Source organism: Streptosporangium sp. NPDC050148 (genome assembly GCF_055586505.1).
In genome coordinates, this window is the sequence record NZ_JBVJIA010000010.1 from 234,049 (window position 1) to 247,434 (window position 13,386).

13 protein-coding genes are annotated in these 13,386 nt (G+C 72.0%); 11 read left to right on the forward strand and 2 right to left on the reverse strand.

The window, feature by feature from the left end:
* Window positions 1-13: 13 nt before the first annotated feature.
* Window positions 14-604 (reverse strand): DUF4126 domain-containing protein, encoded by a 591-nt coding sequence (locus tag ACZ6RT_RS14280; RefSeq protein WP_470153787.1) that lies wholly within the window; start codon window positions 602-604, stop codon window positions 14-16.
* A gap of 78 nt (window positions 605-682) precedes the next feature.
* The gene (locus tag ACZ6RT_RS14285) at window positions 683-1,543 is read right to left on the reverse strand and encodes an acyltransferase (RefSeq protein ID WP_470153789.1); all 861 of its coding nucleotides are present in this window, start codon (window positions 1,541-1,543) and stop codon (window positions 683-685) included.
* Between the two features lie 156 nt (window positions 1,544-1,699).
* Between ACZ6RT_RS14285 and ACZ6RT_RS14290 the strand changes: the two genes are divergently transcribed.
* The 11 genes from ACZ6RT_RS14290 (at window position 1,700) to der (ending at window position 13,267) form a co-directional block, all read left to right on the forward strand.
* A complete protein-coding gene (locus ACZ6RT_RS14290; protein ID WP_470153791.1) occupies window positions 1,700-3,370 on the forward strand; it encodes a CTP synthase in 1,671 nt (556 codons plus the stop codon).
* Between the two features lie 35 nt (window positions 3,371-3,405).
* Window positions 3,406-4,044 (forward strand): NUDIX domain-containing protein, encoded by a 639-nt coding sequence (locus ACZ6RT_RS14295; RefSeq protein WP_399192271.1) that lies wholly within the window; start codon window positions 3,406-3,408, stop codon window positions 4,042-4,044.
* The gene (locus ACZ6RT_RS14300) at window positions 4,001-4,984 is read left to right on the forward strand and encodes a tyrosine recombinase (RefSeq protein ID WP_470153793.1); all 984 of its coding nucleotides are present in this window, start codon (window positions 4,001-4,003) and stop codon (window positions 4,982-4,984) included. The genes ACZ6RT_RS14295 and ACZ6RT_RS14300 overlap by 44 nt, the downstream gene beginning before the upstream one ends.
* 100 nt (window positions 4,985-5,084) lie before the next feature.
* Window positions 5,085-6,032 (forward strand): ParA family protein, encoded by a 948-nt coding sequence (locus ACZ6RT_RS14305; protein ID WP_399191962.1) that lies wholly within the window; start codon window positions 5,085-5,087, stop codon window positions 6,030-6,032.
* A gap of 46 nt (window positions 6,033-6,078) precedes the next feature.
* Window positions 6,079-6,906 carry a segregation and condensation protein A gene (locus tag ACZ6RT_RS14310; protein WP_470153795.1) on the forward strand — a complete coding sequence of 276 codons (828 nt, stop codon included), beginning with the start codon at window positions 6,079-6,081 and terminating at the stop codon, window positions 6,904-6,906.
* Complete coding sequence (gene scpB, locus ACZ6RT_RS14315) at window positions 6,899-7,507, forward strand: SMC-Scp complex subunit ScpB (protein ID WP_470153797.1); 609 nt, start codon at window positions 6,899-6,901, stop codon at window positions 7,505-7,507. Before ACZ6RT_RS14310 ends, scpB begins: the two co-directional genes overlap by 8 nt.
* Entirely contained in the window at window positions 7,504-9,450 is a 1,947-nt protein-coding gene (locus tag ACZ6RT_RS14320) for a pseudouridine synthase (RefSeq protein ID WP_470153799.1), read from the forward strand. The genes scpB and ACZ6RT_RS14320 overlap by 4 nt, the downstream gene beginning before the upstream one ends.
* A 78-nt stretch (window positions 9,451-9,528) precedes the next feature.
* Window positions 9,529-9,888, forward strand: a complete 360-nt coding sequence (aroH, locus tag ACZ6RT_RS14325) for a chorismate mutase (protein ID WP_344904173.1) — start codon at window positions 9,529-9,531, stop codon at window positions 9,886-9,888.
* A gap of 37 nt (window positions 9,889-9,925) precedes the next feature.
* A complete protein-coding gene (locus tag ACZ6RT_RS14330) occupies window positions 9,926-10,999 on the forward strand; it encodes a prephenate dehydrogenase (RefSeq protein WP_470153802.1) in 1,074 nt (357 codons plus the stop codon).
* Window positions 11,000-11,192: 193 nt separating this feature from the next.
* On the forward strand, window positions 11,193-11,828 hold the full coding sequence (gene cmk / locus ACZ6RT_RS14335; protein WP_399192269.1) for a (d)CMP kinase: 636 nt from the start codon (window positions 11,193-11,195) through the stop codon (window positions 11,826-11,828).
* Window positions 11,825-13,267, forward strand: a complete 1,443-nt coding sequence (gene der / locus ACZ6RT_RS14340) for a ribosome biogenesis GTPase Der (RefSeq protein ID WP_470153803.1) — start codon at window positions 11,825-11,827, stop codon at window positions 13,265-13,267. Before cmk ends, der begins: the two co-directional genes overlap by 4 nt.
* The last annotated feature ends 119 nt before the right edge of the window (window positions 13,268-13,386 follow it).

The window sequence follows — 13,386 nt, forward strand, 5'->3', positions numbered from 1 at the left end:
GGGCGGAGCGCCGTCATCTCAGGCTCGGCTGGGCGGCGCGCCGCCGTCGTATCCGCCGGGTCGCCAGCCAGGCCAGCACCGCGAGCACCGCCACCACCACGACGACCAGGACCGGGAGGAAGATCGCCACCAGGCTGATGCCCAGGGATCCGGCGTCCTCCACCGTGCTGACCACGGGCGCTCCCACCCCGGCCGTGGTGGCGTTCACCACCGGCCTGGTGGCCGCCTTCATGGTGTGCACGGCCAGCGCGATCCCGATGCCCAGAACCCAGCTGAGCCAGGGGTTGTGGCTCATCCAGGTCGAGCCGTCCAGCCGGGCCGCCGCCTCGGTGGCGCTGAAGACCACGCCGCCGGAGGCCGGGCGGACGACGGTCTGGATCATGTCGTTGACGCTGTCGACCACCGGGACCTTGTCGAGCACGAACTCCGCCAGGAGCAGCACCCCGATGATCCCGAGCACCCAGCCGTTGGTGAGCCAGGAGAACTCCTGCGGCAGCCGTACCTGGTCGGTGAAGTTGGCGAGCAGGCCGACCACCAGCAGCGGGATGTAGGCGTTGAGCCCGGCCGCGGTGGAGAGTCCGAGGCCTGTCAGTGCCGCGAGCATCGCACCTCCGTAGTGTTCTCTGCGGGGTTCAACGGTCACCGCCCGCCGAACGATCCCGATCGGCCGCCTCGGTGGATATCACTCCGGTATCGGCGGGCGCCCCCGTGCCGCTCGCGCTCCCGCGCCTTCGGCCGCGTTCACGAGGTCCGCCCCGATGCCCGCGTCAAGGTCCGTTCCGGCGTCCGCCCCGACGCCCACGTCGAGGTCCGCCCCGATGCCCGCGCCTGTGCCGACGACCGCCGCGATGTCCGCACCCGCGACGTCCGCGCCCGCGGCGATGCCCGTCCCGGCGTCGGTGCCGTCGGGGTGGGGCGGCAGCCAGCCCCGGCCGGGCACGTAGTGGCGCACCACCCTGGCCGGGATGCCGGCGATCACGCTGTGGTCGGGGAACTCCCCGCGCACCACGGCCCCGCCCGCCACCACGCACTGCCTGCCGATCCTGGTACCGGGCAGGATGATCGCGCCGGTGCCCAGCCACGAGCCCGCCCCGATGGAGACCGGGTTGTTGCGCGGCCACTGCCGGCCGATCGGCGCCTCGGGGTCGTCGTAGACGTGGTTCTGGTCGGTGATGTAGACGTACGGGCCGGTGAAGACGTCGTCGCCGATGTCGATCGACTGGTGGCCCACGATGTGGCTGCCCCGGCCGATGGAACAGCTCCGGCCGATCCGCACGATCGAGTCCGGGCCCAGGTCGACCCCCGGGCCCATGCCCGCGGAGATGGAGACCCGCTCGCCGATCAGGGAGTGCTCGCCGATCTCGATCCAGGCCTCGCCGAAGATCGCCCCGACCGGGAACGACAGGCACGCGCCCTCGCCCAGCCGGCGGAAGCGGTAGCCGCCGGGACTGGCCGGAGTGACCGTGCCGGCCTCGCGGGCGGCGGCCCAGAGCCGGTGAACGAGGCTGCCGGCGGCACGCCGCACCACACCACGAAGTGACATGACGGAACAAGTTACCGCTCGGTCGGGGACCCCCGGCATGCGGGTCGAGATCGTCCGGGCCGTCCGCCTGCGCCGTTTGATATTCTGAGAGCCCGTGGACCTGTAGGCCATTCATAAGGGTGCGCCGACTGATCTGTAACGACCACGGGAGCCTTCTTGCGCAGCGCCGCACACACCAAACACCTGTTCGTCACCGGCGGCGTCGCCTCCAGCCTGGGAAAGGGACTGACGGCCTCCAGCCTCGGACGCCTTCTCAAGCTGCGCGGCCTGCGGGTCACCATGCAGAAGCTCGACCCCTACCTCAACGTCGACCCCGGCACCATGAACCCGTTCCAGCACGGTGAGGTGTTCGTCACCGACGACGGGGCCGAGACCGACCTGGACGTCGGCCACTACGAGCGGTTCCTCGACACCGAGCTGCACGGCTCGGCCAACGTGACCACCGGCCAGGTCTACTCCAACGTCATCGCCAAGGAGCGCCGCGGCGAGTACCTCGGTGACACCGTGCAGGTCATCCCGCACATCACCAACGAGATCAAGGACCGCATCCGGTCCATGGCCGGGCCCGAGGTGGACGTGGTGATCACCGAGGTCGGCGGCACCGTGGGCGACATCGAGTCGCTGCCCTTCCTGGAGGCCGTCCGCCAGGTCCGTCACGAGGTCGGCCGCGACAACGTGTTCTTCCTGCACGTCTCCCTGCTGCCGTACATCGGCCCGAGCGGCGAGCTGAAGACCAAGCCGACCCAGCACTCGGTGGCCGCGCTGCGCAGCATCGGCATCCAGCCCGACGCGATCGTCCTGCGCTCCGACCGCCCGGTCACGAACGCGATCAAGCGCAAGATCAGCCTCATGTGCGACGTGGACGAGGACGCGGTCGTCTCCGCCATCGACGCCGCCAGCATCTACGACATCCCCAAGGTGCTGCACTCCGAGGGGCTGGACGCCTACGTGGTGCGCCGCCTGGGCCTGCCCTTCAGGGACGTGGACTGGAAGGAGTGGGAGCAGCTGCTGCGCCGGGTGCACCGCCCGGCCAACGAGGTCACGATCGCGCTCGTCGGCAAGTACATCGACCTGCCCGACGCCTACCTGTCGGTCACCGAGGCGCTGCGCGCGGGCGGTTTCGCCAACGACGCCCGCGTCAATATCCGCTGGGTCAAGAGCGACGACTGCGAGACCCCCGAGGGCGCCGCCCGCGAGCTGGACGGCGTCGACGGCGTGCTGATCCCAGGCGGCTTCGGCGTGCGCGGCATCGAGGGCAAGGTCGGCGCGATCCGGCACGCCAGGGAGAACAAGGTCCCGCTGCTGGGCATCTGCCTGGGCATGCAGTGCATGGTCATCGACGCCGCCCGCCACCTGGCCGGCATCGAGGACGCCGGCAGCACCGAGTTCGACGCCGAGACCACCCACCCGGTCATCTCCACCATGGCCGACCAGGAGGACGTCGTCTCCGGCGAGCGCGACATGGGCGGCACCATGCGGCTCGGCCTGTACCCGGCCAGGCTCGCCGAGGAGTCGCTGGCCCGCAGGCTGTACGGGATGGCCAAGGTGGACGAGCGCCACCGCCACCGCTACGAGGTCAACAACTCCTACCGCGAGCAGCTGGAGAAGGTCGGCATGGTCTTTTCCGGGCTCTCGCCCGACGGCCGCCTGGTGGAGTACGCCGAGCTGCCCGGTGACGTCCACCCCTTCTTCATCGGCACCCAGGCGCACCCGGAGTTCCGCTCCCGCCCCACCCGCGCCCACCCGCTGTTCAAGGGCCTGATCTCCGCCTCCCTGACGTACGCCGACATCCGAGGCGCCGCCGCGAAGGCCGGGCGGGGCAAGTGAGCGGCACCGCGGAGGGCACCGGCTCCGCCGGCCGGATCGAGTTCGTCGGGGGACCGGAGGACCTGGAGGTCCGGGACGTGCCCGAGGAGTGGAAGGTCGACTCCAGCACCGAGCGCTTCCGCGCCCGGGTGATCACCGGCGTCACCGACGCCGTGGTGATGCCGGACGGCGAGATCGCCGACCGGGACTACGTGGTCCATCCCGGCTCGGTGGCGGTCGTCGCGCTGGACGAGCAGGGCCGGATCCTGCTGCTGCGCCAGTACCGCCATCCCGTACGTCGGCTGCTGTGGGAGCTGCCCGCGGGGCTGCGCGACGTGGACGGCGAGCCCCTGCACGTCGGGGCGGCCCGCGAGCTCGCCGAGGAGACCGGCTACCGGGCGGGGACCTGGCACGTCCTGGTCGACGCCTTCACCTCGCCGGGCATGGCGAACGAGCGCACCCGGATCTTCCTGGCCAGGGATCTGGCCCTCCTGCCCGAGGGGGAACTCGATTTCGTCCGGCGGCACGAGGAGGCCGACATGCCGCTGGCCTGGATTCCCCTGTCCGACGCGGTTCGGCGTGCCATGGCGGGAATGATCCACAATTCCCAAGCCGTGGCCGGTATTCTCGCCGCATACGCCGCTTCGGCGGATGGATTCGCCTCGCTGCGGCCCGCCGACGCACCGGAGGCATGATCAGGAGGACACCCTGAGCGAGACGGAGGCCGTCCTGTCCAGCTACCTCGCTCACCTGGCGGTGGAGCGGGGCCTGGCCGCCAACACCCTGGCCTCCTACCGCCGTGACCTCCTGCGTTACCTGGAACATCTGAAGAGCCGCGGTCACGTCACCTTCGGCGGGGTCGCCGAGGGCGACGTCTCCGCGTTCGTGGCGGCGCTCAGGGAGGGCGACGAGGCGCACCAGGCCCTCGTCGCCGCCTCGGCGGCGCGGGCCGTCTCCGCCGTGCGGGGCCTGCACCGTTTCGCGCTGACCCAGGGCGTCTGCCGGCACGACCCCGCCCACCAGGTACGCCCGCCCCGCCAGCTGCGGCGGCTGCCCAAGGCGATCAGCGCCCGCGACGTGGAACGGCTGATCGCCGCCTGCGGTTCCGACGGCGCCCCCCTGACGCTGCGCAACCGGGCCCTGCTGGGGCTGCTGTACGGCACCGGCGCGCGCATCTCCGAGGCCGTGGGGCTCTGCGTGGACGACGTCGACCTGGAGGCCGGGGCCTGGCGGGTGCGACTGCGCGGCAAGGGCGGGCGCGCCCGGCTGGTGCCGCTGGGCGGCTTCGCCGGGGAGGCCCTGCGCGCCTACCTCACCCGTGCCCGCCCCCGTATCGTCTCCCAGGGGCGCGGCGGCCCGGGGCTGTTCCTCAACGCCCGGGGCGGCCGGCTGACCCGTCAGGGGGCCTGGGAGGTCCTCCGGGGCGCCGCGGAACGCGGCGGGCTGGACGGCGTGTCGCCACATATGTTGCGACATTCGTTCGCAACCCACCTCCTCGACGGGGGTGCGGACGTTAGGCTGGTTCAGGAACTACTCGGCCATGCCTCGGTGACCACCACCCAGGTGTACACCCAGGTGACGGTCGACAAGCTCCGAGGGGTCTGTGCCGCTGCTCATCCGCGCACGCGGGATTGACCTTGCTTATGTCCGGGCGTGCCGCCTTGCCGCATACGTGTTGACGCCATAGTGTCCGTCCGGACGGTTCCGGTTAGAGGCCGTCAGGGAGGTTCGACTGGTGACTGTGACCACCGACGGTTCTATCCGGGGGGCTACTCCGGCAAACCCCGAGAATCCCTGGGGCGACACCAAGACCGCCGGGACCCCTCGCAGCGGGGGAGTCCTCGGCCCGACCGGGCGCCCCCGGCCGGTCTTCCCCGACCCGCCCCCTCGTACGGTGCACGGGCCGGCGAGGGTCGTCGCCATGGTCAACCAGAAGGGCGGGGTCGGCAAGACGACCACCACCATCAACCTGGGAGCCGCGCTGGCGGAGGCCGGGCTGAAGGTGCTGCTCGTCGACTTCGACCCGCAGGGCGCCCTGTCGGTCGGCCTGGGCATCAACCCCCTCCAGCTCGACCTGACGGTCTACAACCTCCTGATGGAGCGGCAGATCACCGCCAGGGACGTGCTGCTGGAGACCGGCGTCGAGAACATGGACCTGCTGCCCAGCAACATCGACCTGTCGGCCGCCGAGGTCCAGCTCGTCACCGAGGTCGCCCGCGAGCAGGTGCTGGGCCGGGTCATCAAGCCCCTGCTGCCCGAGTACGACGTGTGCCTGATCGACTGCCAGCCGTCCCTGGGCCTGCTCACGATCAACGCGCTGGCCTGCGCGCACGGCGTCATGGTGCCGCTGGAGTGCGAGTTCTTCGCGCTGCGCGGCGTGGCGCTGCTGATGGACACGATCATCAAGGTCCAGGAGCGCATCAACGACGAGCTGGTCATCGAGGGCCTGCTGGCCACCATGTACGACGCGCGCACCCTGCACGGCCGCGAGGTGCTGGCCCGGGTCGTGGAGGCGTTCGACGACAAGGTCTACCACACGGTGATCAACCGGACCGTGCGCTTCCCGGACGCGACCGTGGCCGGTGAGCCCATCACCAGCTTCGACTCGTCCTCGCTCGGCGCCAGCGCCTACCGGGAGCTCGCCAGGGAGGTCCTCGCCAGGTGGGCCGCGCTGGAGCAGTGATCCCCTCCTGCGGGTAGGGGACGGCCGGGTACGGGACACTGGGGGGATGACCGAGCAGCCGCGAGCCGTGGATGACGCCTTCACGGTGCATCTGGAGGTCTTCGAGGGCCCGTTCGACCTGCTGCTCGGTCTGATCTCCAAGCACAAGCTGGACATCACCGAGGTCTCGCTCAGCCAGGTCACCGACGAGTTCATCTCCTACATCCGAGCCAGGGGCCCGGAGTGGGACCTGGACCAGACGAGCCACTTCCTGCTCGTCGCGGCCACCCTGCTCGACCTCAAGGCCGCCCGGCTGCTGCCGTCCGGGGAGGTCGACGACGAGGAGGACCTGGCCCTGCTGGAGGCCCGGGACCTGCTCTTCGCCCGCCTGCTGCAGTACCGGGCCTACAAGGAGGTCGTGAAGGTCTTCTCCGCCCGGATGGCCGAGGAGGCGCTGCGTTTCCCCCGTACGGTGCCGATGGAGGCGCGGTTCGCGAGCCTGCTGCCCGCGCTGGTGCTGGGCATCGGCCCCGACCGGCTGGCGGAGATCGCCCGGCGGGCCTTCGCGCCCAGGACGCCGCCGTCGGTCTCGGTGGCCCACATCTACCAACCGCTCGCCAATGTCCGCGAGCAGGCGGCTATCCTGGTCGAGCGGCTGCGCCGGGTACGGCGGGCGACCTTCCGGGCCCTCACCTCCGACTGCACCGGCACCTTCGAGGTCGTGGCGCGTTTCCTGGCCGTCCTGGAGCTCTACCGGGAGGCGGCCGTCTCCTTCGAGCAGGTGGAGCCTCTCGGGGACCTGCACGTGACCTGGACCGGCAGTGACGACGGCGACGTCGCCGTGGCCGACGACTACGACGAGACCACCGCGAGGAGAGAGCCCGCCGATGAGTGACGTGGCGCCCGAGCCGGGCCCGGCCCCGATCGCGGGCTTCGTCCCGGACGCGGCCTCGGAGCCGGGGCTGCGCGCCGGGCTGGAGGCGATCCTGCTGGTGGTGGACGAGCCCGTCGCCGAGGTCACCCTGGCCCAGGTCCTGGACCGGCCCGTCGCCGAGATCGCCCGGGTGATCCGGGAGCTCTCGGCGGAATACACGAGGGCCGGACGGGGTTTCGACCTCAGAGAGGTCGCGGGCGGCTGGCGGTTCTACACGCGGGCCGAGTGCGCTCCTCTCGTCGAGCGGTTCGTCCGCGACGGCCAGCAGACGCGCCTGACCCAGGCCGCGCTGGAGACCCTGGCCGTGGTCGCCTACCGGCAGCCGGTGAGCCGGGCCCGGGTGGCGGCCATCCGCGGTGTCAACAGCGATGGCGTCATGCGCACGCTGGTGACCAGGGGGCTGGTCGAGGAGGCCGGCACCGAACCGGAGAGCCAAGCCGTGCTCTACCGGACGAGTTCGTATTTTCTCGAGCGGATGGGCCTGCGGGAGCTCGGTGAGCTTCCCGAACTGGCGCCCTTCCTGCCCGACGACATGGAATCCCTAGAGGAGCAGAAGCAGTGAACAACAGGCGCAGCACCCCGTCCGGTGATGGACGCGGTCAAGGCCGTGGCGGAGCCCCGCGCGGCGGTTCCCGCGGAGGGTCGCAGTCCGGTGGATTCCGGGGTGGATCATCCCGGGGCGGATCGTCCTCGGGCGGTTCCCGGGGCGGATCGTCGGGCGGTTCCCGCGGTGGTTCGTCGGGCGGGTCGTCGGGCGGTTCCCGCGGTGGTTCGTCGGGCGGCTTCCGCTCGGACGCTCCGCGCCGGGACGACCGCGGTGGCTTCCGCGCGGAGCGCGACGGCTCGCGGAGCCGGTTCGGCGGTTCCTCCGGTGGTCAGGGTGGCGGTTTCCGCTCCGACGGGCCGCGCCGCGACGACCGCGACGGATCCTCGTACGGCAGGCCGCAGGGCGGCTCCCAGGGCGGTTTCCGCTCGGACGGGCCGCGCCGCGACGACCAGGGTTTCCGTTCCGACGGTCCGCGCCGCGACGACCGGGGCTTCCGTTCGGACGGCCCGCGCCGGGACGATCGCGGTGGTTTCCGTGCCGAGCGCGACGGTTCGCGCAGCCGCTTCGACGGTTCCCCGGGTGGTTCGCAGGGCGGTTTCCGCTCGGACGGTCCGCGTCGTGAGGACCGCGGTGGGTTCCGCAGCGACGGTCCGCGTCGTGACGACCGCGGCGGATCCTCGTACGGCAGGCCGCAGGGCGGTTTCCGCTCGGACGGCCCGCGCCGTGAGGACCGCGGCGGCTTCCGCAGCGACGGTCCGCGTCGTGACGACCGTGGTGGTTCCTCTTTCGACAGGCCCCGTGAGGACCGAGGCGGCTTCCGTTCCGACGGTCCGCGTCGTGAGGACCGGGGCGGCTTCCGCGCCGAGCGGGACGGCTCCCGCGGAAGGCCCGGCTCCGACCGCCGCGGTGACGCGCCCTCCGGAGGCTCCCGTGGCCGTTTCGGCAGGACCGACCGCCGCGACGGCATCCAGACGATCGGCGGCGACCGTGCCGAGGCGTACGGCGAGCGCCGTACCTCCGACCGGAACCCGGCGGGTCGTTCCTCCACCGGCCGTGGCACCACCGGCCGTGGTACCACAGGCCGTGGCACCACCGGGCGGGCTCCCGCGGCCAAGGCGCCGCTGCGGCCCGGCACGATCGCGAACGACCGGTTCAAGACCGCCCGCCAGCCCAAGCGCGACCCCGACTTCTACGACCGCGACTACGTCGACGAGCGCGACACCACCGAGGTCCCGGACGGCATTCGGCTGCAGAAGGTCCTCGCCCAGGCGGGCGTGGCCAGCCGCCGGGCCTGCGAGGACATGATCGGTGAGGGGCGGGTGACGGTCGACGGCCAGACGGTGCGCCGCTTCGGCGCCCGGGTCGACCCGGCCAGGCAGGTCATCCACGTCGACGGCAAGCGCCTGCCGACCATGCCCGATCTCGTCTACCTCGCGATCAACAAGCCGATCGGCGTGGTCAGCACCATGTCCGACCCGGACGGGCGGCCCTCGCTGGCCGACTTCGTGGCGGACCGCACCGAGCGCCTGTTCCACGTGGGCCGTCTCGACACCGAGACCGAGGGCCTGATCCTGCTCACCAACGACGGCGAGCTGGCCAACCGCCTCACCCACCCGAGCTACGGCGTGCAGAAGAAGTACTGGGCCAAGGTGCCCGGCCGGATCGAGCGCGACCTCGGCCGCCGCCTGAAGAAGGGCATCGAGCTGGAGGACGGCCTGGCCAAGGCCGACTCCTTCACCCTGGTCCAGGAGCACGGCCAGCAGGCCCTGGTCGAGATCGTGCTGCACGAGGGCCGCAAGCACATCGTCCGCCGGATGCTGGAGGAGGTCGGTCACCCCGTGATCGACCTGGCCCGCATCGAGTTCGGCCCGGTCAAGCTGGGCCGCCTCAAGCCGGGCACGGTCCGCGCGCTGACCCTCACCGAGGTCGGGGAGCTCTACGCGGCCGTCGGGCTGTAACCTTCCTGATACGCGAGTCAGAACACGCCGGATCACCCCTCGGGGTGGTCCGGCGTGGGTCGATATGGAGGAACGGCGATGGTGCGGGCGATCCGCGGTGCGATCCAGGTCGAGGCCAACGACCGGGACGAGATCCTGTCCGGGGTCACCGAACTTGTCACCGAGGTGATGGGCCGGAACAGGCTCACCACCGACGACGTGATCAGCGTCATCTTCACGGCCACGACCGACCTCACCGCCGAGTTCCCCGCCCTCGCCGCCCGCAAGCTCGGCTTCCACGACGTCCCGCTGATCTGCGCCTCCGAGATCGACGTCCCGGGCTCGCTGCCCCGCGTGGTGCGGCTGATGGCCCACGTCGACGTCGACCGCCCCCGCCACGAGATCCAGCACGTCTACCTGCGCGGGGCCGTCGCCCTGCGCGTGGACATCGCCCAGTGACCTCCTCGTACGTCGTCACCACCCCCGAGGAGCGCGCGTGAGCGGTCTCGAGAGCGTCCTGATCGTCGGTACCGGGCTGATCGGCACCTCGATCGCCCTGGCGCTGCGCGAGCATGGCGTCACCGTCCACCTGGCCGACCGCGACGCCGCGTCCCTGCGGCTGGCACGGGAGCTCGGCGCGGGCGTGGAGTGGGACGAGGGGACGCGGGTGGACGTCGCGGTCATCGCGATCCCGCCGCACGCGGTCGCGGAGCGGCTCGCCGTCCTCCAGAAGGCCGAGGCGGCCCGGTTCTACACCGACGTGGCCAGCGTCAAGGTGCTGCCGCTCGGCCGGGCGGCCGAGCTGGGATGCGACCTGACGACCTACGTGGCCGGGCATCCGCTCGCCGGCCGCGAACGCTCCGGGCCCGCCGCGGCGCGGGCCGATCTGTTCCTCGGGCGCCCCTGGGCGCTCTGCCCGACCGAGGAGGCCTCGGCCGACGCGGTGGAGATCATGCACGGGCTCGTCAAGCTCTGCGGCGGCGAGGCCGTCAGGATCGGCGCCGAGGAGCACGACCGGGCCGTCGCGGTGGTCTCGCACGCCCCCCACGTGGCCGCCTCCGCGGTGGCCGCCCGCCTCGCGGACGCCCCGGCCGCCGCGCTCGGCCTGGCCGGGCCGGGGGTACGGGACGTGACCCGGATCGCGGCGAGCGACCCGGCCCTGTGGACCGGGATCCTGTCGGGCAACGCGCTGCCGGTGGCCGAGGTGCTGGAGGCGGTGGCGGCCGACCTGGCGGCCGCGGCGGCCTCGCTCCGGTCGGCCGCCGACCCCGCCGCCATGGCGTCCGTCACCGAGCTGCTGCACCGCGGCGTCGCGGGCACCGGTCGCATCCCCGGCAAGCACGGAGGCCCCCCGCGGGCCTACTCCACCGTCCAGGTGATCATCGGTGACCGTCCCGGTGAGCTGGCCAGGCTCTTCAAGGTGGCCGAGGCGGTGGGCGTCAACATCGAGGACGTGCGGCTGGAGCACGCCCCCGGCCTGCCGCTGGGAGCGGCCGAGCTCTGGGTGCAGCCCCAGGCGGTGCCCACGCTGAGCGAGGCCCTCCGCGAGCACGGCTGGCACCTGCCCTGAGGGCCGCTCGGGCCCTCCGGCGAGGGGGCTCGGGTTTCCCCGGGGGCGGCTTTGCGAGGGCCGGCCGCCACCGCCCCCGGACGGGGGGGGGCGGACGCTCGATGCGCGGTTCCTTCCCGGCTCCCGGTAGCCTCGTACGGACAACTGAAGCGGGCTGCAAGGGAGAGGCGTCGTGACCGGACTGGTCGTCGCCATGGACGGTCCTTCGGGATCGGGCAAGTCGAGCGCGTCACGAGGGGTGGCGCGGGCCCTTGGGCTGCGTTATCTCGATACCGGTGCGATGTACCGGGCGATCACCTGGTGGATGCTCCAGCGGGGCGTCGACCTCGCCGACCCCGGCGCGATCGCCGCGCGGGCGCTCGACCCGGTCCTCACGCTGGGCACCGACCCGGACGCCCCCGCGGTGGCCGTCGACGGAGCCGACGCCGCCGGGCCGATCCGTACCGCGGAGGTCACCGCGGCCGTCTCGGCGGTCAGCGCGGTGCCGGAGGTACGGCGCCGCCTGGTGGCCCAGCAGCGTGAGATCATCGGCACGGGCGGGATCGTCGTCGAGGGCCGTGACATCGGCACGGTCGTGGCGCCCGACGCCGCGGTCAAGATCTACCTGACCGCGAGCGCGGACGCCAGGGCGCTGCGCCGTACGGCGGAGCTGAACGACACCACGGTGGAGGCGCAGCGGACCGCGATGGCCCGCCGCGACACCCTCGACTCGACCCGCGCGACGGCCCCGCTGGCCAAGGCGGACGACGCCGTCGAGCTCGACACCACGGCGCTGAACCTCGAAGAGGTCATCGCCGAAATACTGCGTGTGATTAAGGAAAAGGCGTGACCGGGGAATACGACGACAACGGCTGGATCGACGCGGAGCTCGCCGATCCGGGGACCGACGACAGCTCGACGAACGACGGGGGCGACCGGGACGAGGCGTACGACAACGCCCCGCAGCCGGTCGTGGCCGTGGTGGGCCGCCCCAACGTGGGCAAGTCCACCCTGGTCAACCGGATCATCGGCCGCCGCGAGGCGGTCGTGGAGGACGTGCCGGGGGTGACCCGCGACCGTGTCACCTACGACGCCACCTGGCGGGGACGCCGCTTCACGGTGGTCGACACCGGAGGCTGGGACCCGGACGCGACCGGCATGGCGCTGAAGATCGCCGAGCAGGCGCAGGTGGCGGCCGAGCTGGCCGACGTGATCCTGTTCGTGGTGGACGCCGTCGTGGGCGTGACCGACGCGGACGAGATCGTCGGCCACGTGCTGCGCGGGTCCGGCAAGCCGGTCATCCTCGCCGCCAACAAGGTCGACAACCAGCAGATGGAGCTGGAGGCCGCCGGTCTCTGGTCCCTGGGCCTGGGCGAGCCGCAGCCGGTCTCGGCGCTGCACGGCCGTTCCAGCGGTGACCTGCTGGACGTGATCCTGGAGAAGCTGCCCGAGACGCCGGAGCAGCGCTTCGGCGCCGAACGCGGCCCGCGCAGGGTCGCCCTGGTCGGCAAGCCGAACGTGGGCAAGTCCTCGCTGCTGAACAAGCTGGCAGGCTCCGAGCGGGTGCTGGTCGACCCCATGGCGGGCACCACCCGCGACCCGGTCGACGAGCTGATCGAGCTCGGCGGCAAGACCTGGCGGTTCATCGACACCGCCGGCATCCGGCGGCGCGACCGCGAGCTCAAGGGCGCCGACTTCTACGCGAGCATGCGCACCCGGGGGGCCCTGGAACGCTCGGAGATCGCGGTGGTGCTCATCGACGCCAGCGAGGTGCTGACCGAGCAGGACCTGCGGATCATCTCGCTGGTGATCGAGTCCGGCCGGTGCATGGTGGTGGCGTTCAACAAGTGGGACCTGCTGGACGAGGACCGCCGCTACTACCTGGAGAAGGAGATCGACCGCCAGCTCGTCCGCGTACCGTGGGCGTTGCGGGTCAACATCTCCGCCAAGAACGGCTGGCACGTCGACCGGCTCGTCCCGGCGATCGAGAAGGCGCTGGACTCCTGGTCGACCCGGGTGCCCACGGCCCGCCTGAACGCCTTCCTGACCGACCTGGTGGCGGCCACCCCGCCGCCGGTCCGCAGCGGCAAGCAGCCCAAGATCCTCTTCGCCACCCAGGCGTCGACGGAGCCGCCGAAGTTCGTGCTGTTCACCTCGGGCTTCCTGGAGGAGACCTACCGCCGCTTCATCGAGCGCCGGATCCGCGAGGAGTTCGGCTTCGCCGGCTCGCCCATCGAGGTGACGATGAAGATCCGCGAGAAGCGCCAGCCGCAGGGCAAGCGGAAGTAGTCCCCTCCGGGGGGCGATCCCGCGAACGAACGAACGACCCGGCCCGTGCCGGGTCGTTCGTTCGTCTCCGGGTGATCCGCGAGTGCCGGTCGCCCGCCCTCCGGTCGTCCGCAGGTCCA